The following is a 23,755-nucleotide window of genomic DNA, read 5'->3' on the forward strand; positions in this document are numbered from 1 at the left end:
CCGCCTCGGTCCTTCGGACCGGGGCGGTCCACGAGCGCAAGGAATAGAACAGATGTCCCCTTCCCAGCCCGTCATATCCTGCCGCAATGTCTGGAAACTGTTCGGACCAAGGCCCGAAAGCTATCTGGCCGGGCTCGATCCGGCGGCGGGGTTCGATGCGATCCGCGCCGATGGCTATGTGCCCGCCGTCCGCGACGTGTCGCTTGATATCGCGCGGGGCGAGATGCTGGTCATCATGGGCTTGTCCGGCTCGGGCAAGTCGACGCTGGTCCGCTGCATGTCGCGGCTGATCGAGATCACCGGCGGCGAGATCGACGTCGATGGCCGGGTGATCGGGGCGCTGTCCGAACGCGAGTTGATCGACCTGCGCCGCAACAAGATGGGGATGGTGTTCCAGAACTTCGGCCTGCTGCCGCATCGCACCGTGCTCGACAATGTCGCCTTCCCGCTGGAGATGCGCGGGCAGGACATCCACGCGCGCCGCGCACGCGCGCTCGAAGTGATCGAACTGGTCGGCCTCGCGGGCCGCGAGGACTATTTCCCGCGCGAGCTTTCGGGCGGCCAGCAACAGCGCGTGGGCATTGCCCGCAGCCTCGCCATCGAGCCGGACATCTGGTTCCTCGACGAACCGTTTTCCGCGCTCGATCCGCTGATCCGGCGCGAAATGCAGGATGAATTCCTGCGATTGCAGGCGATGCTGGGCAAGACCATCGTGTTCATCACCCACGATTTCGACGAAGCCCTTCGGCTCGCGGATCGGATCGCCATCATGAAGGATGGCGCGGTCGAGCAATGCGACCGACCGGACCGCATCGTCATGAACCCGGCCACCGATTACGTCGCCAAGTTCATCGAAGACGTTGAAAAGGCGCGCGTCGTGCACGCGCGCGCCTTGGCCCAGCCGGTCGATGGCCAGACGCTGACCGGCGCGCCGGTGGATGGAAGCAAGACGATTTCCCAACTTGCCCGCCTTCTGGTCAACGACGACCGCGCGATCCTGCCGGTCTCGGGGCCGGACGGTCGCGTGATCGGTGCGATGGACCGCCAGCAGGCGCTCGACGTGCTTCTGGGGGCTGCCCAATGACGGTGGCTGCGACGAATGCCTCGGCACCGATGCGCCCGCAGTCGCGCCCGAGGATGGCGCAATTCCTGTTCGCTGCGGCGCTGTGCCTTGCGGTCGCGAAACTTGCCCTGCCGGATGGTCTCGTGCGGCCACCGGACTGGCTGGTCTGGCCCTTCGCGGATTGGTTCAACGCGGTCTTCAGCTTTATCCGCGACGATCTGGGCCTGATCCACGTGACGCGGGCATTCGCGGACGGTCTGGAAAGCGTGCTGGATGTCACGGCGAACCTGCTCTACGGCAAGAACCGCTGGCCGCGGCTGGGTCCGATCCCGTGGAGCGTGATCGCGATCACTGCAGCGATGATCGGCTACGCGATCAACGGCTGGCGTCTGGCGGCATTCGCCGGGCTGACCTTTGTCTGGATCGCCGCGATGGGCCAGTGGCAATGGGCGATGGAAACGCTGTCGGTCATCATCGTGGCCGCCCCGGTTTCGGTCTTCCTCGGTCTGCTGCTGGGCACGATGGGGTGGAAAAGCGCGCGCTTCCGTCTGGTCCTGAACCCGCTTTTGAACGTCGCGCAGTCGCTGCCGCATTTCGCCTATATGATTCCGGTCGTGGTCTTCATCGGCGTGGGCGCGAAGGCGGGGGCGATCGTGACGATCATCTTCTCGGTTCCGCCGATGATCCGCATGACCATGCTTGGTCTTCAAAAGGTGCCATCCGAGGTGGTCGAGGCTGGCCACATGGCTGGTGCAACCCGGTGGCAGCTGTTGCGCCACGTGCGCCTGCCCACCGCCCGGACCGAGCTTCTGGTCGGCGTGAACCAAGTCATCATGCAATGTCTTGCGATGGTCGTTCTGGCCAGCTTCATCGGGATGCCGGGGCTGGGCCAGAAGCTGTTGCAGCTGTTGCAGGCGCTCAAGATCGGGCGCTCGATCGAGATCGGCATCACCATCGTTCTTCTCGCCATCATGCTGGACCGGTGTTCCAAGGCATGGGCCGTCAAGCAGCCGGTGCACCTAGAGAAGGGAACGTCGTGGCTGATGCGCCACAAGCTTCTGGTGATCTGGGCGGCTCTGGTCGCCGTGTTCTGGGCCCTGTCGCTGGTCTTTCCGATCCTGCATGAGATCGGACGCCGCGACGCGCTGAGCCTTGCTGCGCCGTTGGACGCGATCATGGACTGGATCATCGGCACGCTCGATCCCGTCACGCAATGGCTGCGTTGGTTCCTGATCGTCTGGGTTCTCATCCCCTTGCGCGACGGGATGCTGTGGTTGCCGTTTTCGGCCGTGCTGGTGTTTCTCATGGCCGTGGGCTGGGCGATTGGCGGCAAACGTTCGGCTCTGGTCTGCCTTGGCTATTTCGGCCTGATCGCCATGTCCGGTTGGTGGGACCGCGCGATGATCACCGTCTACACGGTCACGTTCGCGGTGTTCATCGCCACCTTGATCGGATTTCCGTTGGGGATATGGGGGTCGCGCAGCAAGGCCCGCGCGCAGGCGGTGCTGCTGGTCTGTGACACGCTCCAGACCTTTCCGAGCTTCATTTACCTGATCCCGGTGATCATGCTGTTCGGCGTCAACGACGTGGCCGTCGTCGGGGCGGTCGTGCTGTTCGCCGCCGTTCCGCTGGTCCGCTACACGATCGAGGGCCTGCGCGGGGTGCCGGAGGCCCAGATCGAAGCCGCCGACATGTCCGGGGCGACGCGCCGCCAGACCTTGTGGAGCGTCCGGCTGCCGCTTGCCCTGCCGACCATCATGGTCGGCGTCAACCAGTCCGTGATGTTCTCGCTTTTCATGGTGATCATCGCGGCCTTCATCGGGACGCAGGATCTGGGGCAGGAAATGCAGCGCGCCCTGTCCTCCAGCGATGTCGGCAAGGGTTTGGTCCTTGGGCTGGCGGTATCCTTCATGGGGTTGATGGTCGATCACCTGATAACGGTTTGGGCCAACCGCCGCCGCCGGGCCTTGGGGCTGAGCTAGTCCAGATGGCGCTCGGTGATCTGTCGCAGGGGCAGGGTGGCGCGCAGCCGCGTGCCCAGCAGGAAAAGCCCGCCGAACTTGCGTTGCAGGTAAAGCACGTCCATCGGGACCGAGGGCGGGTGATACCCGCCCCGGGCCAGCGCCATGGCCTCGGCGTTCAGGGTCCTGAGCAGGCTTTGGTCGGCAAAGTCGAAGCGGTCCGCGCCGAGCGCCGCGAAGATCTGGGTCATCAGCGCCAGCAGGCGCGCATCGAAGGGCCCGGCTTCGGGGCCTGTGCCGATCAGGCCCAAGGCCGTGGCGGCCTCTTGCAGCCCGCCCGCATCCTGTGACAGCCCGGCGCGCAGGAGGTTGCGATAGGCAGCCGTGACCGCCGGGTCGAGATCGCGCACCGCGCCGAAATCCAGCAACACGATGCGCCCGGATACCGGGTCGTGGAGGTAGTTGGCAAAGTTCGGATCGCTTTGCATCGCGCCGAAGTCAAAGACTTCGCGCAGGGTCAGATCGACCAGCGTGGCCATGACGCGGTTGCGGGTGGTGGCGTCCGCCTCGGTCAGGGTTTCGATGGGCCGACCCGCCATGAAGGACATGGCAAGGATCTGCGGCGTGCTCAGGTCGGGGTGGTACTCGGGCACGGCAAAATCGTCCGCATCGTCAAGCAGCGCGCCGAAGCGGCGCAGCTGAGCGCCTTCGCGTGCGTAATCGGTTTCCTCATGCAATTGGCGGCGCGCCTCGGCAAGGTAGGGGGCGATGTCGAACCCCTTTGGCAGCAGGCCCGACAGGCGCAGCAGACTGCCCACATTCGACACGTCGCTGTCGATGCTCTGCGCGACGCCCGGATATTGCACCTTGATCGCAAGGTCGCGCCCGTCCCGGGTCGCGGCCCGATGCACCTGACCGATGCTGGCGGCGGCAATGGGGCGGACGTCGAACCGTTGGAAGCGTCGCATCCAGCCCGCCCCCCAGCCCCGGTCCAGCACCTGTTTCAGTTGCGCGGGCGGCATGACATGCGCCTGATCGCGCAGCCGAGCCAGCACCTGTGCTAGTTCGGGCGGCAGGAACTCTCCGGCATCCATGGACAAAAGCTGGCCGATCTTCATGGCGGCGCCGCGCATCCTGGCCAATTCCTCGGTCACGCGTCGGACGTTGCCCGGCGTCACCAACAGGCTGCGCGCGTCGGGCCGGGTGCCGCGCGCCATGCCGCCAAGCGCCTGAAGCGCCGCGCCCCCTGCGATTCCCGCCGTCAGGCTGCCAAGGCGAAACAGCCGGTTCACCCGGCCCGCCGGGACCTTGAGCGGGCGCGCGTCGGTCGGATCGCTCATGTCAGCCCCGCCGCGTGCAGGATATCGGGCAGCCGCTTCTTGACCTTGAAGAACCCGGCCGTGGCATAAGGCCAGACCAGCGCGTCCCAATCGCGCTGCCATTCCGCGACCGTGATGCCGCGCGCCTCCAAGGCAGGGCGCGCCTGCGCCGTCCAATCGGCCAGAGGTCCGACGGTGACGTAGGGCAGGGCGATCTGGGACGCGCCTGCCGCGTGCACCCAATCGGCGAGGGCCTCGGGGGAACCGGCGTCGCGTTTCTCGGTGTCGATCGCCGCCCGCATGGCGGTGTCGGCCAGCGCGCCTTCCTCGAAGGCCGATATTGCAGCCGAGACCGGGCGCGGCGACCGCAAGGCGCTGCTGCGCAGCCGTGCCGCGACCCGGATGTCGAGCGCGGCCAAATCTGCGGGCCCGACCGAGCAGTCCTCCTCGGTCAGCAGGACCGCCGTCGGAACGCCCGTCTTGGGCGCCGTGACCGGGCGAAGCGGTTGCACCTCGGGCAGGCCCTCCGGCTCTTCGTCCATCAGCCCGGTGATGTCTTGGGCAAGGTCCTCTTCGAGTGGGGCAAAGCGCCCGCCGGTGAATTGCGCAATGTTCCAAGCGCGCGCCTCGTAGGGCTTGCCGCGCGTGTGCAGCCCCGCGACCCAGCGCCATGAACAGGTGTTCGACGCCGGATCGCCGTCGAGCAGATGCCGATAGAAGAAATCCGCGCCCAGCCGCCATGGCAGGCCCAGCGTGAATATCCAGATCGAGGCGAACCACATCCGCGCGTGATTGTGCAGATAGCCGGTGCACGTCAGTTCCTGCGCCCAAGCGTCGAAACAGGCAAGGCCGGTCTCGCCCGTTTCGGCGGCAGCGAGGCGCGCGGTCAGGTTGGGGTCATCGCTCAGGGCCGCAAGATCGGCTTTCAGCCCGGTTGCATAAGCGGTCCAGACCTGCGGGCGCCGCTCCAGCCAGCCCTTGAAATAGCCGCGCCAGAGCACCTCTTGGATGAACTTCGCGGACGGTTCGGCGCCATGGGCGGCGATGGCCGCCCCGATCACCTCGGGTTCGGTCACGAGGCGGCGGCGCAGGTATGGCGACAGGCGCGACACTGCATCATGCCGCCCGGGTCCGCGAACTTCGTTGCGCATGGTGGCATAATCGACGCCCATATGCGGCTGGAACGCCGCCATCCTCCGCAAACCTGCGGCGCGCGTGGCCAAGCCGAAATCGGGATCGTTCTGGGTCATGCGCGGGAGATGATCCGGCCCGCCGCCGTGTCAATGCCCGCCGAACGCGGCGCGTCAGTCTCCGGTCAGGTAATCGTCCGAGACATAGCCCACGATGGCGGGGGCATCCGCCAGCGCCACCCGGCACCACCGCTGGCCAAGCTCCGTGACGCAGTCGCGGCGGATCAGCCTCGTCCCGTCGGGCAAACCAAGGATCACCTTGAAGCCAAGGCCCGGTCCGGCCCGCAGCTTGAGCAGGTCGTCAGACCCGACATTCTGGACCGTGGTGCGGCCAAAGGTCGGGCCAACGGGGCCGGTGCCGCAGGCCGCGACAAGCGACAGGGCAAGAAGGGCAGGCAGGCAAGTGGTCTTCATCATCCGCGCTTTCTGAGTGTGTGGCCTGTTTGACGGGTTTCACGCGGTGTTTCAACCACATCGACCAACGGCGGAAAACCCTCGCACATCCCCGCGAACCGGGCCGCCCAAGACCCAAGCCAAGCCATGTCCATTGGCCCCTTTGAGGCGTCAGACCTCGCCCATGCGTTCGTTGGCTTCGTCGATCTGGCGGAGCCGCCGCCGCGCCTCGCTTCCGGCCTTCAGCGTCGTTTGCGTGACGATCCGGTGGCAGATATTGACGACGGCGGCATGGTTGAATTGCGGGCTCGAGGTCTCGATGCGGCATCGGACGTGCCAGCGGGCGCGGCTGTCGGGCGCACAGCCGTCATCGGTGATCAGGGCAAGCGGTACACCCATCCGGTCGAATTCGGCGATCAGCGGCTCGGTATTCGCGGCCCGGCGACGCAGCGCCACGAGGATGACAAGATCATCCGCCGTCATTTCGGCGGTGTATTCGCCAAGGCTTTCGCCCGCCTGCGGGATCGCCGTGGCGGCGGGGATCACCTTGAGCAATTGCCAATACAGATAATCGGCGAAGACCCGGCTGATCCGATAGCCGACAAGCCAGACCCGGCGAGCCTTCAGGATGGCATCGGCGAGCGCGTCGAGCTCTTCGGGGGCGATGCGGTCTAGCGTCCACGCGATGTTCGCCATCTCTTCGCTCAGGGTTTCGGGCAGGGTGGCCGGACCGGCATGGGCGATGAAGTGCCGCGATCCTGTCTGCCGTTCGTCACGCGCGGCGCGGCGGGCGGTTTCGTAATTCTCGAAGCCGATCCGGCGGACGAAGCGCGACACCGTCGCCTTTGACACGCCACTGAGCCGCGCCAGTTCCTGCGCGTCGTAAGAGGCAAGATCGCCGGGGAAATCGAGCAGAAAGGCACCAAGCTTGCGTTCGGCGCGGTGCAAATCCGGCAGGGCATCGCGAATGCGCGATAGAAAGGAGGCCGGGCTTTTTTCGTGAAACTGTGGTTCCATGTCCGCACGCTGCGCCAAGCCGCGCGGCTTGGCAAGGCTTGGGCCGGGATTCGCTGTCTTGTTCGGCGGAACGCGGCAGAGAATGCCCGGAAATAGGCGGATATCGCGACTCGCTGCTGCATGTGTCACGGGCTTGGGGCGGCGCAATTGCACAGTAAATGAACGAAATCATGATTTCTGGCGGTTAACTTCGCGAAACGAGAGTTTCATTCTTGGTGGTAGGTGCAGGCATGTGAAACCCTGATTTCATACAACAGAGAGGACACCCCGATGCTTCGCAGAACGCTTTTGACCACCGCAATCGCCACTCTTGCCGTCGGAGCGCTGCCCGCGGTCGCGCAGACCGACTGGCCCGAACGTCCCGTCCGGATCATCGTGTCTTTCCCGCCGGGCGGCTCGTCCGACCTCGTGGCGCGGCTTTTGTCGGAAAAGCTGTCGGCCAGCCTCGGCCAGCAATTCGTGGTCGAGAACAAGCCCGGCGCCGCTGGCACCGTCGCGGCTTCGGCACTGCAACAGGCCGAACCGGATGGCTACACCCTGATGCTGTCGAACCTGACGCCCTTCAACGTGGCGCCGATCCGCTTTCCCGACACGCCCTATGATCCGATCGCGGATTTCGACCACATCACCTATATCGGCACCGTGCATTTGGGTCTGTTTGCCGGGCCGTCCGTCGGGGTCACCACCCTTGCCGAGGTCATCGACTTGGCCAAGGCGGACCCCGGCAAGTATGAATACGGAAGCTCCGGCGTCGGGTCATGGGGCCATATCATCGCCGAGCAGTTTCAGGACGAGACCGGCACGGAGCTGTTCCACATCCCCTACAAGGGCTCCGGCCCGATGCGGCTCGATTTCATGGGCGGCGTGGTGCCGATGATCTTCGACGCGGTGCCGCAGAACCTGCCCGCCGTCGAAGAGGGGACGGCCATTCCGCTGGCTGTTTCGGCGCGCGAGCGCATCGCATCGCTGCCCGATGTGCCGACCTTCACCGAAGCAGGCTTTGACATCGTGGCTGAGAACTGGCTGGGCGTCAGCGCCCCGGCGGGCGTTCCCGATGATATCAAGGCCAAGCTCGACACCGCCCTGACCGAGGCGATGCAAAGCGCCGACGTGATGGCGCAGTTCGACACTTGGGGCCTGATCCGGGAGCCCAAATCCAGCAAAGACTTTGCGGAATACGTGGCCGCGCAATTGTCCACATGGACGCCGCTGGTCGAGGCCGCGACGCAATGAGCGGCCCCATGAAGATCGCCGTTTTCTTCGTCGGCGAGGTGCAGGACGCGGGCTTCAACGCCAGCGCCCTCGCCGGGGCGGAACGCGCCGGGCAGTCGCCGGGCGTCGCGATCACCCTCGTTTCTGGCGTGCGCTACGATCAGGACGAGATCCGCGCCCGCCTCGCCGAGGTTGTCCCTGAGGTCGACGGTCTGGTGTTCATCGGCGGTCAGGGCAACATCGCCACGCCCGAGATCGCCGCGCGCTACCCCGACAAGCGGTTCGCCATCGTGCAAGGGCAGAAGACCGGCCCCAATCTGGCCAGCTACGACGTGCGGCAAGAGGACTCGGCCTATCTGGCCGGGGTGCTGGCGGCGCATCTGACGCTCACGGGCACGGTGGGCCACCTGTCCGGTCACCGCGTCAGGCCGGGTCTCAAGGGGCGCGCGGCCTTTGTGGCGGGCGTGGCCCATGCGGCACCCGATGTCGCCGTGCTGACCGGGTTCTGCGGCACGCAGGACGACAGCCAAGTGACCCGCGCTTGGGCAGAGGCCGAAATCAAGGCCGGCGCGGATGTGATCTTTACCATGCTCAATGACGCGCGGCGCGGCGCGATCGAGGCGTGCCGCGCCGGTGGTGCCCGTCAGATCGGCAACGCGCTGGACTGGGTGGCCCGCGATCCGGAGGTCTTCGTCGCCTCCGCCATGGCGCGGATCGACATCGGCGTCGAACGCGCCATCGCCGATATGGCGGCGGGACACGTGCCCGGCGATATCGTCGAGTTCGGTCTGGCGGACGGGGATGCCGTCTCGTTGCGCATGGGGGAGGATGTGCCCGAGGCCGCCGCCGCCGCTGTCGCTTCAGCCGCCGAGGATATCCGGGCCGGTCGCATCACGGTGCCGGACACCTATGACGGGGCAGAGTTCCAGCCGGACGCAGCGCTATGCGACGACTGACCAGCCATCTCGGCCCGCTGATCATGCTGGCGGCGGGGCTGTTCTTTGCCTTGGGCGCGCTGACCTCGCTCGATCTGGGATCGTTCCGGCGCATGGGGCCGGGGGCGTTCCCCTTGTTGGTGGGCGGGCTGTTGTGCCTTTTGGCGCTGATCGGGCTGATGCAGAACCTGCGCGCGCCTATGGCGGTGGACCGCGCCGATCCGATGGCCGTGCTGGGGGTGTTCGGCGGCGTGGCGGCCTTTGCCTTTTTCACGCCGCTGACAGGGGTGCTGCCCGCCACCGCCGTCGCCGTGCTGATCACCGGGTCGGTCATCGACGGCTTTCGTTGGTCGCACCGGATCGCGCTGGCGGTCGGCGTTTCTGCCGGGGTCTGGCTGATCTTCGTGCAAGGTCTCGGCATTCCCTTCATTGCGATCCGGGGGCTTTGAGATGGAGTTGCTCGACAACCTGATGCTGGGTCTGGCCACCGCGGCCACGTTCCAGAACCTGATGTATTGTTTCGTCGGGGTGTTCCTTGGCACCTTCATCGGCGTGCTGCCCGGCGTCGGCCCGCTGGCCGCCGTGGCCATGCTGCTGCCAGTGTCGTTCTACCTGCCGCCCGAGACCGCGCTGGTGATGCTGGCCGGTGTCTATTACGGCGCAGAATATGGCGGCTCCGTCGCGTCGATCCTGCTGAACATCCCCGGCACGCCCTCGGCCTCCGTCACCTGTCTTGACGGCTACCCGATGGCGCAACAAGGCCGCGCGGGCGTGGCCCTGTTCGCGACCGCCATGGCGTCGATGGCCGGCGCGCTGTTCGGCGTGGTGGTGATGATCCTGCTGTCACCGCGACTGGCGGAATTTGCCTTGCTGTTCCAGCCTGCCGAGTATTTCTCGGTCATGGTGCTCGGGTTGGTGGCGGCCTCCATCGTCAGTTCGTCCGGCGCGGTGCGCGGCCTGATGATGGTGTGCCTCGGCATCCTGCTGGGCACGATCGGCGTCGATGTGAATTCAGGCGAGACGCGGTTCACAGGCGGCATCCCCCAGCTGCGCGACGGCGTGTCGCTGGTCGTCGTCGCCATGGGCCTGTTCGGCATATCCGAGGTCATGGTGTCCTTGCGTGGCGCAACGCAAAGCTATGCCGGCGCAGGGCTGACCGGCAGCATGTTCCCGAGCCTATCGGAATGGCGGCGGAGCGCAATGCCCGCGCTGCGCGGCTCGGCCGTGGGCAGCTTTTTCGGCACGCTGCCCGGGACCGGGCAGACCGTTGGCAGTTTCGTCAGTTACGCGCTGGAGAAGCGGATCAACCGCAACCGCGCGCAGTTTGGCAAGGGCGCGATAGAGGGCGTCGTGGTGCCGGAAGCGGCCAACAACGCCGCTGCGCAGACCGCCTTCATCCCGACGCTGACGCTGGGGATACCCGGCTCCACGACCATGGCGTTGATGCTGGGCGCGCTGATGATCCACGGTATCACCCCGGGGCCGCGCCTGATCGCAGATCACCCGGAGCTGTTCTGGGGGCTCGTCGTCAGCTTTGTCTTTGGCAACATTTTCCTGCTGATCCTGAACATCCCGCTGATCGGGATCTGGGTCAGGCTGCTGCGTGTGCCCCACCATTACCTTTACCCGACGGTGATCGTGCTGATCTGCGTAGGCGTCTATTCGATTTCTAACTCGCTGATGGATGTCTGGGCGACGCTGGTTTTCGGGGTGATCGGTTACGTCCTGCGGCTGTTTCGGTTCGAGCCCGCGCCCCTGCTGATCGGCTTCGTGCTTGGGCCGATGATGGAAGAGTTCTTTCGCCGGGCCATGCTGCTGTCGAGGGGCGACCCGGGTGTTTTCGTGACGCGCCCGGGCAGCGCGGCGCTGCTGCTGGCGGCGTTGCTCCTGCTGGTAGCCTCACTGATCCCTTGGAAGCGATGGCTGATGCGGGGCAGGGACGCGGCAGAATTGAAAGACGGCCTCTAGGCGTTCGGACCCATTGCCCCCAAGGCCAAGGCACAGGGTGCTTCCCGTATGCGGCCGATCGTCATGAGAACGGGCCACCGTGATCGCCCCGCCAGAACAGGCCGCGCAGTGCGTCTATCCGGTACGGTCAAACTCGTCTGCATCTCTCTCTTCGGGTTTGAGCCCAGCAGGAGCCCGTTGAGCCGGGTGCCCTGCACGCCTTCGCCCGCCGGGCTTGTGACATGCAGGATCGCGCTTGCCTTGCCGGTATCGCAGGCGCAGCAGGCCCGTGTTCGGCACACCGGTCATCTGTGACAGTGCCTTGCGCGACCAGTCGCTCAGGATGGGAAGGGCAGTAGCGTCAATCATGGGGGATCAGAGCCTCGGCCTGCAAAGCTGCCTGTTGGGGATTGGGCATGTCCGTGAAGGCGTAGATCATACACAGCCGGAGCAGCGCGGCGCGACGCCAGAGCCGCAAGTCGCGCTCAGGGACATGGCGCATGGCATTTCTTATCACGGTCTCGAACGCGGCGCGCGGGCGTCCGGTCGTGACCTTCATCAGAAAGAGGTGCGCCATCAGGTTGCCTGCATCCATCGCTGGATGGCCCAGACAGAGTGTGTCGAAGTCCAGCAAACCCGCACGCGGCCCGTCGAGCAGGATCTGCTTTTCATGCAAATCGCGATGACAAGGCACGGCTTGGGTTAGGATTTTCTCAAGCGCTGTGCAGACGATATTGAGGGCTTTGGCCAGGGCCGCGGCGCGGTCGGGAAAGACTTGCGCCAGACGGTCAAGCCAAACCCGCAAGAGCGCCGCCTCGGCCGCACCTCCATGTTCCGGCAGGTCGGCAAGTTGCAGGTCTTGCAGGCGGTTCAGGGCCCGTTCGATGGCGTGGCATGCCCGAAACCCCTCACAGCCCTCGAAGGACGGGGCAGTGCCCGGCAGTGCGGCAAACAGCGCAACGCCCATCTCGGGCATCTGGCCAAGCGGTTTCGGGATGCGCAGCGCCGAGTCCTCCTTCAACACGGACCACAGGAGTTGATGCCTTGAATAGGCGCGCGGGCCCGAGCTGCTCTTGTCCGTGCGCAAACGGGCATAGCGCACGCGTCCATCGGCACCCTCGCAGCGCAGCACGGCGCGTTTGCCCAATCGGTGCGCCATCAGCGTCACGGTCACGGACCCTGGGTCATTTCCTTCGATCGTGGCAATCAGCGCACGGGCCTCCGCCGGATCGTGCAGCAGGCGCAAGCCCGGCAGCCGTGCGTCCAGTCCCGGGCGCCGCAGCACCAATCCCGACGCCGGGTCAGCCAGAACCGATCCAAGATCCAGCGCCCCGCCCAGACCGCGCCGCGACTTACCCAGACTGGCGCGCAGGCGCTCTGCCTCTGCCTCGCAGTCGGCACCGTGATGCTCAGCCAAGATCACGGCATCCTCCTGCGCATAGACCAACTGAAGCGGGCGGCGATCCGACACCAGTACCCGCTGCAAACGTGGACGACTCGATAGGCCGGAGACTTTGGTCACGGCATCGAAAGACGGACCGGTCGCCAGTAGCGCAGCAAGCACTGCGCCGGGGTCTTTGACGAGTTTCGTGTGCCGGGTCATGCGGGCACTCCCATGTCGGCACTCTGCAATTCGGTGAAGCGACCGTTTTCCAGCCGCACCACCCGGTCCGCCAAATGCAGCGAAAGCGGATCATGCGCGATCAGCAGCGTTGTGCGGCCCTGCGCGGCGCGGCGCAGTTCCCCCATCAGCGCCTGCGCGGTCGCCCGATCAAGGCCGGTCAGCGGCTCGTCAAGGATCAGGATCGGCGCATCGCGCAACATTGCACGGGCGATGGCGATGCGTTGACGTTGTCCGCCGGACAAGGTTTCGCCCCGTTCGCCCAGCACGGTGTCGAACCCTTGCGGCAGTGCGGTGATGAAACGCTCGGCCCCGGCGGCACGGGCGGCCTCGATGATCTGCTCCTCGCTGGCCCCGATGCGACCATAGGCGATGTTTTCTCGGATGGTCGAGCCGAAGAGCACCGACTCTTGCAGCACGACCGAGATATTCCCGCGCAAGCTTTCCAACGTGAAATCTCGGATGTCATGTCCATCAATTGACACGCGTCCGCGATCCGGGTCGTAGAACCGCATCAAGAGCTTGGCGACCGACGACTTTCCGGCACCGCTTTCGCCGATCAGAGCGACGGTCTCGCCGGGGCGTATTGTCAGGTCTGCATCACTCAGAACGGGGACACCGTCGCCCGGATAGGCAAAGCACACGTCACGCAAGGCAATCTGGCCGGTCAAACGTGGGGCCGTGCTGGCACCCGGCCTGTCTTCGACACCGGGTTTTAGGTCGAAGATTTCCAGCAATCGTTCGCCGCTGGCACTGGCCTTGGCAACACGAGCCGTCATCGACGCCATCTTGCGCACGGGTTTGTAGAGCGTCGAGAGGTAAGCGGTGAAGACCAGCAGATCTCCGGGCGTGATTGCCCCCGCACGCACGCGCGTGAAGCCATACCACAGCACCAGCGCGGTTCCACCGGCAAGCAAGACCTGCGTGATCCGGTCCATGTGGGCGGCCAGCCGGGTGGTCCTTACGCCGGCCTCGGCCGATGCGCCGTTCTGGCGCGAAAACCGCTCTTCCTCAAAGGCTTCGCGGGCAAAGCCCTTGACCACGTTGATCGCAGAGATGCCCTCTGTCATGACCACGGCAATCTTGCCTTCCTTGCGGCGTTGCTTGCGTGCAGCGCCCTTTATGCGTGTTCCGAAGTGGCGCGTCAGCAGCCAGAGCGGCGGCAGGATCGTCAGCGCGGCCAGCGTCAGACGCCAGTCCATCCAGAGCATCACACCGATGGTCGCGCCGATCACGAGGAGTCGCACGGCAAAGAAAACAACTGCATCGATAAGAAGGTCCCGCATCATCCGCACATCGCCGGTGAGCCGCGAGATGATGTCGCCGGTCGAAGCGGCATCGTGGAAGGAATGCGACAGCCGATGGATGTGGCGATAGAGGTCGAGCCGGATCGCAGCGACGACCTTTTGGCCGATAGCGGCGATCAGGTATGCTTGGGCAAAGCCCGCCGCGCCGCCCACCAGCGCGATCAGCAGCAATCCAATGGCGGTTGCCGCCAGCAGCCCGTCGCCCGAGCCGAACAGGCCAGTCAGCCATCCGGTCACGGCGTCGGGGTTGTCCTGCGGGATCAGCAAACCGTCGAATACGATCTTGAGCGGCCAGGGGCGTGCGACCTCGGCCAGCGCGACACCGACCATCGCGAGACCGGCCAGGGCCAGCCGACCCCGCCACGGGCGCAAATGCGGCCCCATGCGGCGGAACAGGCGGCGCAGGGTCTTGGCTTCGATCCGATCCCTGCTCATGCGGCGGCCCGTTGGTTGGCGATATGGCGCAGCACCGCGCGGGCATTGTCCTTCCAGTCATGGCGGCCCCCCTCGGCGGCGCTTGCGGCAGCCATGCGCGCGCGTCGCGCCGGGTCCCGGGCGAGTTGCCTCAGACAATCCGCAAGGGCATCCGCATCCCCCGGCGGCAACAGGCACGCCGCGTCCGACCCGGTCAACAGGCCAGATGTCTGGCCGATGTCGCTGGCCACGACGGGCCGCCCCATGGCGAGATATTCATACAGTTTCAGGGGCGAGAAATAGTGATCCTCGGTCGCAGGATAAGGCGCGGTGGCGACGTCCATCCGCGCGATGAGCGGCGGCAAGGCGTGATGGTCGACCCAACCGGTCAGAGTGACCGCGCCCTGCAAATCCGCCCCAGCAACGAAGCCCTCGACCCAGCCTTTTTTCGGACCGTCCCCCGCGATCAACAGATGCGCTTCGGGCACATCGCGGCGCAGCGTGCGACAGGCGCGCAGCAGGGTGTCCACCCCGTGCCAGTTCTTGAGCGAGCCGGTGAAGCCCACACAGAACGCCCCCTCTGGTACAGGCGCGCTGGCCACTATGTCGGGATGGAACATCGCAGTATCGACGGCGTTTCCAATTACCTTGATGGCATCGGGCGGCGCGCCTCGACGCTTCAGCCAAGCACCGACCTGATCCGAGACGGCGGCCAGCAGGGTGGCGCCTTGCAGCACCTCGGTTTCGATCTTCAGTGCTTCGACTTCACAGGCCAACTCGCGAAAGGCGCGCTGTTCGTCGATCAGCGGCGCGTTGACCTCGATGGCAATGGGAATTCCCAGACGCCGGGCGGCGCGTACGCCCGCCGCCGACCAAAGCGAATACCGTTCGTAGATCATGTCAAAGGGCGCCTTGGCGTGCAGGGCGACGAGGTGGCCCTCGAAGGCACGGATCATCGCCTGAATGTGGATGGAGGCGCCCTTGGCACCGTAGATCGGAATACCCCGGTCGGCCGACACATAGGCTATGCGCATCACGCGGCCTCCCCGATGCGGGTTGCCGATCCGGGATGCATCAGTAAGGCACGCAGCCGGGCTGTGTTGGTCGTCAGGTTGAACAGCAGTTCAGCCCGAGCCCGTCCGGCCCTACCCATCTGCGCCGCACGGGCGGGGTCGGACAGGATATCACCAAGAGCCCCTGACAACATCGGCGGCTTGTCTGGTGGACAAAGCAAACCGGTCACGTCGTCTTCGACGATTTCAGGCCCACCCGCGACTGTGGTTGTCACGACCGGCAGACCGCGTGCCATTGCTTCCAGCAACACGGTCGGCAGCCCGTCCCTGTCGCCGGTGTCGGTGACGACGCACGGCAGGACGGCCGCCTGCGCCTGTGCCATATGCGCGACGAGTTTCTCCTGCGGGATCGCCCCGCAAAGCAGGATCCGGTTTTCCAGCCCCAAGCCTTCGATCTGCGCCTGCAATGGTTGCCGCAACGGGCCATCGCCGACAATATCGAGGCTGAAATTCTGGCCACGATCTCGCAGCAGAGCGCAGGCCTCGATCAGGTCGGCAAAGCCTTTCTTCTCGACCAAGCGACCAACGGCGAGCAGGTGACCGGGGCGCTGTGAGCCACATGACACAGGTGGGAAGGCCGTGAGATCAATGCCGTTATACACCCTCAGGATACGACTGGCGGCTTGGGGGCAAAGCTGCGCAGATGGCGCGCATTGCTGTCGGACACCGTCACGACAAAGGCGGCAGCGGCGAGCTTGGCGCGACGCATGGCTGCATCTGCCTGAGGCGAGACACAGGTGTGCCAGATGTCACGCGCATGAGCCGTGTACGAGAAGGTGCCGCACATTTTGCGCGCGGCCAACAGCGCAGCGGTCGTTGCGTCCGATCCGAAATGGGCATGCAGATGCGTCACGCGAAGGCCCCGTGCGGCCTCGGCAATGGCGTTGGCTTGCGCCAAGAGCCGCGCCCGCTGCGCGTCGGTCTTTCCCGAAAATAGGGCGCTGTCGCCCGGATCGGCACACTGTGCACCTTTTAGGCCATCGAGATAGGTCACTTGCGCCTTCAGATCGGCCAGACGGGCATGCCGTGGCTCGTCCGGCGGGCGGCGCAGGGAAAAGACATGAACTTCGGCACCGGCTGCCTCGTGGGCGAGCAGCTCGTTCAGGATGAAGGTCTCGGAGAATCGCGGAAAACGTTTGAGCACATAGGCGATTTTCGGGGTTTCAGGAGTCTGCGGCATGGATGGCCTCCTGTTTGTCGGCTTGTGTTTCGATAAGGGCCTGAAGGATGCACGCGGCTTGCTCGGCACCGTCCATCTTCAAAGCGTTGGGCGGGACAAACGGCACTGGCTCGGTCAGCACGCGCGCGAGTGTTTTTGGCGTCAGCGTCTCGCGATCGAGGATGTGGGCCAGCCCCAGTGCCGAAAGACGGTCCGCGCGCAGGCGTTGCTCCGCGGAAGGACCAAGGCGTGGGACGGTCACGACCGGGCACCCCATGGCCAGAGCCTCGTTGATGGAGTTGTAGCCGGTCATGGTGATCAGCAGATCGGCCCGGGCCATCTCCTCCGTCAGATCAGAGACATGCCTCTTGAGCTCAATCCCCAGAGTGGCGGCGCGGATCGCTGCTTCACCCTGCAGTTCGACATCCATCAGAGGGCCGGTGACGATTGTCATGGCTGGACGTTTGGGTTTGGGCAGACCGGCAAAGGCTGAGATCACAGCGTCGATCAACGGATAGGCATCGCGCCCTCCGCCGCCTGATACCAGCACATGGCGTGGGCGCTTGGGCGGGCGCGTGGGACCAGGGGCAAGCTGCTTCCCGGTGACGATGCCACAGGTCCGGGTCTGGGCGGGCAGATCGTAGGCGGAGATGCTGTCGAAGAAGACCGGATCACCGTAGACCAACACTTGATCGTAGAGGTCGCGCACGATCCGATTGGTGCCGCTGCATGCCCAAGCCTGCATCACGCGGTCGGGCGCATCGAGGATATCCCGCAGGCCAAGAACGGTGCGTGTGCCACCCTCGACCCGTAAACGGCGCAGGGTTGCCTCCAGCTCGCCCATGACCCCGCCCGGTTCGTGATCGACAAGCAAGAGATCCGGGCGAAGATTGCTCAGCACGCCCTCGATCACGCCCCGGCGCAGACGCCTGATCGCCTCAGTTTCCAGCCGCAGGCTGCCTGCGGCAAAGGCTCCGCGCCCCAGCTTGGTCAGCGAAGGCAGCTTCACGTAGTCGATCCCCGGCACACTTTCAAAGACCATGCCGGCCGGACAGCCAACCAACATCAAAACCGAGGCATCGGGCATCCGAGACACCAGCGCCTTGGCGATGGCTGAATTGCGTCGCATGTGGCCCAGACCGATGGTGTCATGTGAATACATGACCACCGACGGGCCTTGCGGGCGCGGACCATCGACCCGGCCACGGGTCAACGCCGCGACCAACTCGCGCAGACGCGACAGGGCAAAGGGCTTGGCAAGAAAGGCCGCAACAGCCAACCCCTCGGCGCGGCTACGATTCTTCACGCTGTCCTGTCCGGTCATCACGATGACGGGCGTGTCGCGCAAATGGTCCGCCTCCTCCGACAGGGTGCTCAGCCCGTCTCCGTCCCCCAGTGAAATATCGGCGATGACAAGGTCGAAGGCTTGGGACCGCAAAGCATCGCTCATAGTCTTGGCGGAAGATGCATGCGTCACCTCGACAGGGCCGCGGGCCAGCGCCTTGACGATGTTGCGAGCAAGAACGGGCTCGTCTTAGCAAAGCAGGATACGCTGCATGGGGGCCTCCTTGGTTGCGACCAATCTGGCGCATGGCAACATTCATGGCGACGAGGCGGACTGCGAGGCTTGGGGGATTTGCCGCAGTAAGTTTGGGTGATATCCCCCACCGGTTCCACACGCGGGCGGATTGCCGCGCAGGTCCCCGGGGGCATAGGCTCGGCAAAGTTGTTAGTATGAGAGACCCATATGCCCGGCACATTGTCGCTTCGCGATTCCCCGCATTACTTTCGGGTTCTCGTCATGTTCGTGGTCACGAGCCTGACGGCGATCTTTGCCACGACGGCAATCCTGTCGACCTACCTGGCCAGCTACATGACCAGCCAGATGATGCTGCGCGACGCACAGGTCTCGATGGAGTTCCTGAATTCCATCGTCCGGGTCGAAAACGCCAACGGCTATTTCCTCGGGGAACCGGCCGAAGGCGACAACGTCGCCGACACCAAGGAACTCATCGTACATGTCTCGCGCCTGCCCGATGTGTTCCGCGCCAATGTCTATAGCTTTGACGGAGAAGTACTGTGGTCCAGCGACAAGGAACTGGTGGGGCGGACCTTCGATGACAATCACGAACTCGAAGCTGCGATGCGCGGCGAATTGCATCCCGAAGTCGTCGTGGTCGACCGTGGTGAAAAAGAGGAACATGTCGGTTTGCCCGACGATGTAGAGGAATTCATCGAATATTACATTCCCATCTGGTCAGCCGATGGCAGTTTCGTCGTGGGCGCGGTCGAGGTCTACAAGGCCCCCGCAAGCTTGCTGGCGGCGATCCACGGGACCGTGCGGCTTGCCCGCATCGGGGCCATCGTCGCGGGTATTATCCTGTTTCTCGGTCTGCTTTTGGTCGTGCTCTACGCGACCCGCATCCTGCGCAGGCAGGAGGCGCGGCTGGTCGAGGCCGAACGTCTGGCAGTGGTGGGCGAGATGGCTTCAGCCGTCGCCCATGGCCTGCGCAACCCGCTGGCAGCGATCCGGTCCTGTGCGGAGTTGATGGATGAGGATGACCTGCCGGATCACAGCCGCGACACGGTGCAGGATATCGTAGATCAGGTCGACCGGCTGGAGACCTGGATCAGATCGTTCCTCGTGCGGACACGATCCGATCCCGGGGGGGCAGGTGACACGGCGCATGTGGACGTCATCGTTCAGCGCAGCCTGCGCAATTTCGATGCGCAACTGCGCAAGCGCAGGATTGTCGTCGAATTGGTTGGCAGCGAAGGCAACTCGGTGGCCAAAGGCGGGTCGAACGAAATCGAGCAGGTTCTGAACACAATCCTGTCGAATGCCATCGAGGCGATGACGGAAGGCGGCACGATCCGGATCGGATGGGCGCCGGCACCGGGCCGACGCATCGCGCTGACCGTGGCCGACACCGGTCCGGGCCTGAGCGAAGCGCAATTGCGGAACCTATTCAAACCCTTTCAGACATCCAAGGCTGCCGGGCTTGGCGTCGGCTTGGCCCTTGGCCGTCGGATCGCCGAGCGGCTGGGCGGGTCGCTCGATCTGCGCAACGGTGCCGAGCGCGGCGTCGAAGCAACTTTGATCTTGCCAGCGAGGGCCTGAGACATGAGCGATATTCTGGTTGTCGAAGATGAGACCGTGCTGGCGAAATCCATCGTAGCTTTTCTGGAACGGCGTGGATTTTCCGCACGTTTTGCCGTCGATGCGGCTTCGGCCAAGACGATGTTTGAGCGACAGACGCCTCGGTTAGTGATCCTCGATTACAAGCTGAACGAAGATGACGGGCTGGATCTTCTGCGCTGGATGCGGATGGCCGACGACCGGGCACAGGTCGTGATGATGACGGGCCATGGCGATGTTTCGGTTGCGGTTCAGGCAATGAAGGCGGGTGCGCGCGATTTCCTGACAAAGCCCGCACCGCTGGCGTCGATCGCGGCCATCGCATCAGAGCTGATGTTGGCGGATATGGCACCGGGTCTGGATGCTACGGGCGTCGATCGGATCGTCGGGCGCTCCTCTCCGGCCAATTCGCTGCGCAAGCAGATCACGCGGCTGGCGGCTGCGGCCACGGGCTCAACCCGACCGGGCGTGTTGATCGTCGGACCACGGGGCTGTGGCAAGGGGCTGGTGGCCACGGCGTTGCACGAAAGCGTGCCAGAGCCGGGCCCGATGATACGCGTGGATTGTTTTCTGTTGGATGAGGGCGCAACTGCGCATCTGACCGAGTCGGTCCGTCAGGCCGAGGGCGGCAGCTTGTTCTTGCGTCGGGTCTGCCAGCTTGACCGGGTGGCACAGGCCAGCCTGTTGCGCTTGCTGGACCGTTCGTCAAACCCGCCTTCACTGATCGCCACGACGGAAAACCATCTTGGCGGGGGGGATGCTTTCCTGCCGGACCTACTGCTCCGCCTGCAGGTCGGCTGGATCGACGTTCCTGCCTTGACCGAGCGAACGGCTGACATTCTGCCCATCGCCGAGGTCGTCGCCCGTCGTCTTGCCCGCGCCGCCGGACAGGCCCGCCCGCGTTTTGCTGCCAGTGCGCGCGCCGCCTTGCTGGAACACGACTGGCCCGGGAATGTCGCTGAATTGGTCAACTGCGTCGAACGCGCCATGCTGATGCGCGATGACGACCTGATCGACGCGTCGCATATCCGCCCCGCCTCGGCTCTGGGGGGACTGGAAGACACGCCGCTGCCAACGCTGAGCGAACTGGAACAGGGCGCGATCCGAAAGGCGTTGCATCGCACCGGGGGCAATGTCTCGCGCGCGGCACAGATGCTCGGGATCAGTCGGGATACGCTGCGTTACCGGATGGAGAAGTTCGACATGCAACGGGAGTGATCCACGCTGTGATGTCTGCCTCGAAATCGCGACGTGCTTGTTTCCGAAGTTTCAGATGACGCCGGATCAGGGCCAACGCGGCGAAATGTTCGACCCACGTTGGGTTGGCGGCCTGGTCCAGCCGGAACCATGCGCCTTGAACCGCCTGCTGCCAGTGTTCCAAACGGACTGCGAATGGCCCCGGAAGATGGTCTTGCGTGGCCAGATTGGCGATCAAGTTCCCAAGATCCGCTTCGACCGGACCGATGGCCAGATCGTCGAGGTCGATCAGCCACGCGACACTGTCAGGGCCAGCGATGACCTGCCCCAGATGGAAGTCACCGTGGATCACGGATCCACCTCGGGGCGAGGCCTGTGCGAGGCGGTACAAAGCCGCGCGAAGGGACGGATTGGTCAAAAGGTCTAACCGTGGCGAGATCCGCAGCATCGGATCGAATGGGGGGAGGCCGTCCAGCACACTGGTGTGCAGCGGGATCAACGATGTAAGCCAATCGTAAATAGGGCGCTGCGTCAGCGGCAATCCGGAACAGCCCGCAATCCTCTCGAATACGACGGTCTGGCCGTTAGCGTATGCGCGTGGCGTCATGACCTCTTGCTGCCGTAAGGCCATGGAGCGGCGGGCCGCTTCGGTCGCCTGTGCCGCATCCGCAAAGGTCTTGATGCAGCTGCTCATGCGAGGCGCGCCAGAATGGCTGCTGCCTCAGCGGCGCCATCTGGCCCCAGATCGACGGGTGACCGTCGTCGCGGGTGCCGGACCTGGTCGATCAGCCAGTCCGCCGCCGCGTCCTCGCCATCCGGTTCCAGACCATGCCCCAAAAGCGGCCCCCACTGGCGCACGCGGGCCTGCTGGTCGTCATAGCTGCGCGGGATGGCTGTCAGAAGTGTCGGCGTGTCCGTCCTGGCCAGTTCCAGCACCGAGTTGTAACCAGCCGTGGAGATCACGATATCGGCGCACCGAAAGACGTCATTCAATCCACTGCCAGGGTCGATCACCCTGTCGACCTCGGACAAAGCCTGACCGGCCGCGCGCGGCCCCAAAGCCTGTGTCACGGCCATCGTGACCTGCTTGCGCGCCCGCTCCAGAATGCGCGAGAGCACCGGATAGAGCCGATCACGCGTGTCCTGGGTGCCCCCTCCGCCCGTCGCAAGAATGACCCCGGCCGATTTGTCCTGCGGACGGCGGCGGCCAGTCTGCCGCACGATCCAACCGACCCGCACGACCTCTTTCGCAAAGTCGGCTGGCAGGTCAGGCGCCCAATGGTCGGCGGGGTTCGGAACCAGAACCATGTCCCACGCCGCAGGTCCCAACGCGAATGATCCAAGTCGGCCGCCAGGCATTTCCCGCAGGATGAGGACTCGCCGCGCGCCGACCTTGGCAAGCCCCGGCACCACCATCATGTCGGAAACGGCCAGAGTGACGCAGATGCGACGCGCCTCAGTTGCCATATCGTCGCGATCCAGAACGCGGATATTGTCCAATGTCTGCGCTACGTTGGTAGACAATCCTTGTACATCGGCGTTGCACAACAAGCTCAGACGGCCGGCAAAGCCTTGGCACCGCAACGCCGAGGCGATGTTTCCCACACGCTGCAGATGCCCCAGCCCGGACCGCGCAGACGCGAAAAAGCCGATATGGCCGGATGATGCGGCGTCGTTCACCTTGTTTTGTCCTTGTCTGTGGTCGGACAAGGATTGCCTCGCAAGGACCGATCAATCGACTGGCTCAAACGCGGTTGATGGGGCATATGCCCCATCCCGGGATCAGGGTTTTAGCGGGCAGGTCTTGATTCCAAGGACCGCATACAGGGGGCAATAGCCCACGAGCCCGGTCAATAATGGTACAAGACCGATCCAGCCCCAGGCTGTCTGCGGCCCGACAAACACCATCGCCAGCAATCCAAGCCCGACGATCACGCGCAAGATACGATCCAGGGTTCCTTCATTCTTCGACATGGGATTATCCTCCGATTTGATATCCTGTGCCGAAGATACGCCGGTGGCGCTGTCTTGACGGTGACAGAGTCACCGCATGTCGCTGGAAATCTCCTGAAGGCCACGTTGGTTCAGAACTTGCACGCCGTGAGCATCTTGCCGAACCAGACCCCGACGTGCGAATTCTGCCAGTCGGCGACTGACATAGGCTCGGCCAGACGCCGTTTCGGTGGCCAGATCGTTGTGGGTTGCAGTGACGAGACCTGCATCGTCGCGCAGGCGCAACAAGGCCTTGGCCAGGCGCGCATCAAAGCTGGTCAGGGCAACGTCTTCGACCAACTGCTGATATTCGGCGAACCGCAATGCTACCGAAGCCATGATGCGGTCACGAAAAACGGCATCCTGGGCCATGCGCGTGCGAAATGCGCCTGGCGGCACCAGCTCGCCCTCCAAATCGGTCTCGGCAATCCCTTCGGCACCATATGGCGTATCGTTGACCAGACAAGAAAAGGTCTGGAGGCAGACATCCCCCGGTGCGACACGATAGAGCACTACGGTACGGCCGTTTTGCCCCGTCAAAGTTACTCGAATACTGCCGCGGGCAAGAAGCAGAAACCCCGGGCAATCCTGCCCGGGCTGAAAAAGACGTCTGCCTTTCGGTGCCATGAAGCTGTGCATGATGGGTTGCCTTCCCGGTCTGGGTCGCCTGAGACAACTGTACAATCATCAGCGGATCAATGGGAAAACATGCGTGATGTCCACAGGCGCAACTGGGCACATATTGTCCAAAAGGCAAAGCTTTCGGCTTTTGACCTTTAATTGAATGTTAGTGCGCAACAGACCTTCTGAAGGCGT

The 23,755-nt window shown here is 64.5% G+C and carries 22 protein-coding genes and 1 pseudogene; 8 read left to right on the forward strand and 15 right to left on the reverse strand.

All coding sequences use genetic code 11. From position 1 onward, the window contains the following. Positions 1 to 52 precede the first annotated feature (52 nt). Both D8Z78_RS03640 and D8Z78_RS03645 read left to right on the forward strand, forming a co-directional pair. Positions 53 to 1,084 carry a quaternary amine ABC transporter ATP-binding protein gene (locus D8Z78_RS03640; protein WP_121629077.1) on the forward strand — a complete coding sequence of 344 codons (1,032 nt, stop codon included), beginning with the start codon at positions 53 to 55 and terminating at the stop codon, positions 1,082 to 1,084. Beyond that, positions 1,081 to 3,045, forward strand: coding sequence for an ABC transporter permease (locus tag D8Z78_RS03645; protein WP_121629076.1), 1,965 nt, complete (start codon positions 1,081 to 1,083; stop codon positions 3,043 to 3,045). The genes D8Z78_RS03640 and D8Z78_RS03645 overlap by 4 nt, the downstream gene beginning before the upstream one ends. Here D8Z78_RS03645 and D8Z78_RS03650 read toward each other — a convergent pair. The 4 genes from D8Z78_RS03650 to D8Z78_RS03665 form a co-directional block, all read right to left on the reverse strand. Continuing rightward, on the reverse strand, positions 3,042 to 4,364 hold the full coding sequence (locus tag D8Z78_RS03650) for an ABC1 kinase family protein (protein WP_121629075.1): 1,323 nt from the start codon (positions 4,362 to 4,364) through the stop codon (positions 3,042 to 3,044). The two genes, D8Z78_RS03645 and D8Z78_RS03650, sit on opposite strands and share 4 nt — an antisense overlap. After that, the gene (locus tag D8Z78_RS03655; RefSeq protein ID WP_121629074.1) at positions 4,361 to 5,593 is read right to left on the reverse strand and encodes an FAD-binding domain-containing protein; all 1,233 of its coding nucleotides are present in this window, start codon (positions 5,591 to 5,593) and stop codon (positions 4,361 to 4,363) included. Before D8Z78_RS03655 ends, D8Z78_RS03650 begins: the two co-directional genes overlap by 4 nt. Before the next feature lie 54 nt (positions 5,594 to 5,647). Then, a complete protein-coding gene (locus D8Z78_RS03660) occupies positions 5,648 to 5,947 on the reverse strand; it encodes an SH3 domain-containing protein (RefSeq protein ID WP_121629283.1) in 300 nt (99 codons plus the stop codon). Positions 5,948 to 6,097: 150 nt separating this feature from the next. Then, complete coding sequence (locus D8Z78_RS03665) at positions 6,098 to 6,943, reverse strand: MurR/RpiR family transcriptional regulator (RefSeq protein ID WP_121629282.1); 846 nt, start codon at positions 6,941 to 6,943, stop codon at positions 6,098 to 6,100. Positions 6,944 to 7,213: 270 nt separating this feature from the next. Between D8Z78_RS03665 and D8Z78_RS03670 the strand changes: the two genes are divergently transcribed. From D8Z78_RS03670 to D8Z78_RS03685, 4 genes are read left to right on the forward strand one after another with little or no spacing between them, the layout of a single operon-like run. Beyond that, the gene (locus D8Z78_RS03670; RefSeq protein WP_121629073.1) at positions 7,214 to 8,176 is read left to right on the forward strand and encodes a Bug family tripartite tricarboxylate transporter substrate binding protein; all 963 of its coding nucleotides are present in this window, start codon (positions 7,214 to 7,216) and stop codon (positions 8,174 to 8,176) included. Between the two features lie 8 nt (positions 8,177 to 8,184). Then, positions 8,185 to 9,111, forward strand: coding sequence for a BMP family protein (locus D8Z78_RS03675; RefSeq protein ID WP_164932870.1), 927 nt, complete (start codon positions 8,185 to 8,187; stop codon positions 9,109 to 9,111). Then, positions 9,099 to 9,539, forward strand: coding sequence for a tripartite tricarboxylate transporter TctB family protein (locus D8Z78_RS03680; RefSeq protein WP_121629071.1), 441 nt, complete (start codon positions 9,099 to 9,101; stop codon positions 9,537 to 9,539). Before D8Z78_RS03675 ends, D8Z78_RS03680 begins: the two co-directional genes overlap by 13 nt. Position 9,540: 1 nt before the next feature. Next, entirely contained in the window at positions 9,541 to 11,058 is a 1,518-nt protein-coding gene (locus D8Z78_RS03685) for a tripartite tricarboxylate transporter permease (protein ID WP_121629070.1), read from the forward strand. A 340-nt stretch (positions 11,059 to 11,398) separates the two neighbouring features. Here the strand turns inward: D8Z78_RS03685 and D8Z78_RS03690 are convergent, their stop codons facing one another. The 7 genes and pseudogenes from D8Z78_RS03690 to D8Z78_RS25190 form a co-directional block, all read right to left on the reverse strand. Beyond that, positions 11,399 to 12,640 carry a phosphotransferase family protein gene (locus D8Z78_RS03690; protein WP_121629069.1) on the reverse strand — a complete coding sequence of 414 codons (1,242 nt, stop codon included), beginning with the start codon at positions 12,638 to 12,640 and terminating at the stop codon, positions 11,399 to 11,401. Further along, positions 12,637 to 14,400, reverse strand: a complete 1,764-nt coding sequence (locus D8Z78_RS03695; protein ID WP_121629068.1) for an ABC transporter ATP-binding protein — start codon at positions 14,398 to 14,400, stop codon at positions 12,637 to 12,639. Before D8Z78_RS03695 ends, D8Z78_RS03690 begins: the two co-directional genes overlap by 4 nt. Next, positions 14,397 to 15,413, reverse strand: a complete 1,017-nt coding sequence (locus D8Z78_RS03700; RefSeq protein ID WP_128910598.1) for a glycosyltransferase — start codon at positions 15,411 to 15,413, stop codon at positions 14,397 to 14,399. Before D8Z78_RS03700 ends, D8Z78_RS03695 begins: the two co-directional genes overlap by 4 nt. Next, positions 15,413 to 16,054 (reverse strand): glycosyltransferase family 4 protein, encoded by a 642-nt coding sequence (locus D8Z78_RS03705; RefSeq protein WP_338064667.1) that lies wholly within the window; start codon positions 16,052 to 16,054, stop codon positions 15,413 to 15,415. The genes D8Z78_RS03700 and D8Z78_RS03705 overlap by 1 nt, the downstream gene beginning before the upstream one ends. A 2-nt stretch (positions 16,055 to 16,056) precedes the next feature. Next, positions 16,057 to 16,632 (reverse strand): glycosyltransferase, encoded by a 576-nt coding sequence (locus D8Z78_RS03710; protein WP_121629065.1) that lies wholly within the window; start codon positions 16,630 to 16,632, stop codon positions 16,057 to 16,059. Continuing rightward, the gene (locus D8Z78_RS25325; RefSeq protein ID WP_338064672.1) at positions 16,616 to 17,773 is read right to left on the reverse strand and encodes a glycosyltransferase family protein; all 1,158 of its coding nucleotides are present in this window, start codon (positions 17,771 to 17,773) and stop codon (positions 16,616 to 16,618) included. The genes D8Z78_RS03710 and D8Z78_RS25325 overlap by 17 nt, the downstream gene beginning before the upstream one ends. A gap of 69 nt (positions 17,774 to 17,842) precedes the next feature. After that, positions 17,843 to 18,133 (reverse strand): annotated as a pseudogene (locus tag D8Z78_RS25190) (response regulator); the annotation flags it as partial. Positions 18,134 to 18,412: 279 nt separating this feature from the next. Here D8Z78_RS25190 and D8Z78_RS03720 point away from each other — a divergent pair. Beyond that, a complete protein-coding gene (locus D8Z78_RS03720; RefSeq protein ID WP_206169624.1) occupies positions 18,413 to 19,732 on the forward strand; it encodes a sensor histidine kinase in 1,320 nt (439 codons plus the stop codon). Positions 19,733 to 19,735: 3 nt separating this feature from the next. Continuing rightward, complete coding sequence (locus D8Z78_RS03725; RefSeq protein ID WP_121629062.1) at positions 19,736 to 20,968, forward strand: sigma-54-dependent transcriptional regulator; 1,233 nt, start codon at positions 19,736 to 19,738, stop codon at positions 20,966 to 20,968. Here the strand turns inward: D8Z78_RS03725 and D8Z78_RS03730 are convergent. The 4 genes from D8Z78_RS03730 to D8Z78_RS03745 all read right to left on the reverse strand — a co-directional run bounded on the left by D8Z78_RS03730 (position 20,913) and on the right by D8Z78_RS03745 (position 23,578). After that, on the reverse strand, positions 20,913 to 21,641 hold the full coding sequence (locus D8Z78_RS03730) for a phosphotransferase family protein (RefSeq protein WP_121629061.1): 729 nt from the start codon (positions 21,639 to 21,641) through the stop codon (positions 20,913 to 20,915). The two genes, D8Z78_RS03725 and D8Z78_RS03730, sit on opposite strands and share 56 nt — an antisense overlap. Continuing rightward, positions 21,638 to 22,471: a hypothetical protein gene (locus D8Z78_RS03735; RefSeq protein ID WP_128910600.1), complete on the reverse strand. Its 834-nt coding sequence runs from the start codon at positions 22,469 to 22,471 to the stop codon at positions 21,638 to 21,640. The genes D8Z78_RS03730 and D8Z78_RS03735 overlap by 4 nt, the downstream gene beginning before the upstream one ends. A gap of 258 nt (positions 22,472 to 22,729) precedes the next feature. Beyond that, the gene (locus D8Z78_RS03740; RefSeq protein ID WP_121629059.1) at positions 22,730 to 22,921 is read right to left on the reverse strand and encodes a YgaP family membrane protein; all 192 of its coding nucleotides are present in this window, start codon (positions 22,919 to 22,921) and stop codon (positions 22,730 to 22,732) included. Between the two features lie 69 nt (positions 22,922 to 22,990). Next, a complete protein-coding gene (locus D8Z78_RS03745; protein ID WP_121629058.1) occupies positions 22,991 to 23,578 on the reverse strand; it encodes a Crp/Fnr family transcriptional regulator in 588 nt (195 codons plus the stop codon). Between the last annotated feature and the right edge of the window lie 177 nt (positions 23,579 to 23,755).

The organism is Tropicibacter alexandrii (genome assembly GCF_003667315.2).
GTDB lineage: Bacteria > Pseudomonadota > Alphaproteobacteria > Rhodobacterales > Rhodobacteraceae > Tropicibacter > Tropicibacter alexandrii.

Coding starts and splice junctions, on each gene's coding strand:
- D8Z78_RS03650 (WP_121629075.1), bottom strand. CDS start 4,364: ATGAGCGATCCGACCGACGCGCGCCCGCTCAAGGTCCCGGCGGGCCGG.
- D8Z78_RS03695 (WP_121629068.1), bottom strand. CDS start 14,400: ATGAGCAGGGATCGGATCGAAGCCAAGACCCTGCGCCGCCTGTTCCGC.
- D8Z78_RS03730 (WP_121629061.1), bottom strand. CDS start 21,641: ATGAGCAGCTGCATCAAGACCTTTGCGGATGCGGCACAGGCGACCGAA.
- D8Z78_RS03690 (WP_121629069.1), bottom strand. CDS start 12,640: ATGACCCGGCACACGAAACTCGTCAAAGACCCCGGCGCAGTGCTTGCT.
- D8Z78_RS03675 (WP_164932870.1), top strand. CDS start 8,185: ATGAAGATCGCCGTTTTCTTCGTCGGCGAGGTGCAGGACGCGGGCTTC.
- D8Z78_RS03745 (WP_121629058.1), bottom strand. CDS start 23,578: ATGCACAGCTTCATGGCACCGAAAGGCAGACGTCTTTTTCAGCCCGGG.
- D8Z78_RS03680 (WP_121629071.1), top strand. CDS start 9,099: ATGCGACGACTGACCAGCCATCTCGGCCCGCTGATCATGCTGGCGGCG.
- D8Z78_RS03670 (WP_121629073.1), top strand. CDS start 7,214: ATGCTTCGCAGAACGCTTTTGACCACCGCAATCGCCACTCTTGCCGTC.
- D8Z78_RS03640 (WP_121629077.1), top strand. CDS start 53: ATGTCCCCTTCCCAGCCCGTCATATCCTGCCGCAATGTCTGGAAACTG.
- D8Z78_RS03685 (WP_121629070.1), top strand. CDS start 9,541: ATGGAGTTGCTCGACAACCTGATGCTGGGTCTGGCCACCGCGGCCACG.
- D8Z78_RS03710 (WP_121629065.1), bottom strand. CDS start 16,632: ATGCCGCAGACTCCTGAAACCCCGAAAATCGCCTATGTGCTCAAACGT.
- D8Z78_RS03720 (WP_206169624.1), top strand. CDS start 18,413: ATGTTCGTGGTCACGAGCCTGACGGCGATCTTTGCCACGACGGCAATC.
- D8Z78_RS03700 (WP_128910598.1), bottom strand. CDS start 15,413: ATGCGCATAGCCTATGTGTCGGCCGACCGGGGTATTCCGATCTACGGT.
- D8Z78_RS03725 (WP_121629062.1), top strand. CDS start 19,736: ATGAGCGATATTCTGGTTGTCGAAGATGAGACCGTGCTGGCGAAATCC.
- D8Z78_RS03740 (WP_121629059.1), bottom strand. CDS start 22,921: ATGTCGAAGAATGAAGGAACCCTGGATCGTATCTTGCGCGTGATCGTC.
- D8Z78_RS03665 (WP_121629282.1), bottom strand. CDS start 6,943: ATGGAACCACAGTTTCACGAAAAAAGCCCGGCCTCCTTTCTATCGCGC.
- D8Z78_RS03645 (WP_121629076.1), top strand. CDS start 1,081: ATGACGGTGGCTGCGACGAATGCCTCGGCACCGATGCGCCCGCAGTCG.
- D8Z78_RS03660 (WP_121629283.1), bottom strand. CDS start 5,947: ATGAAGACCACTTGCCTGCCTGCCCTTCTTGCCCTGTCGCTTGTCGCG.
- D8Z78_RS25325 (WP_338064672.1), bottom strand. CDS start 17,773: ATGTATTCACATGACACCATCGGTCTGGGCCACATGCGACGCAATTCA.
- D8Z78_RS03655 (WP_121629074.1), bottom strand. CDS start 5,593: ATGACCCAGAACGATCCCGATTTCGGCTTGGCCACGCGCGCCGCAGGT.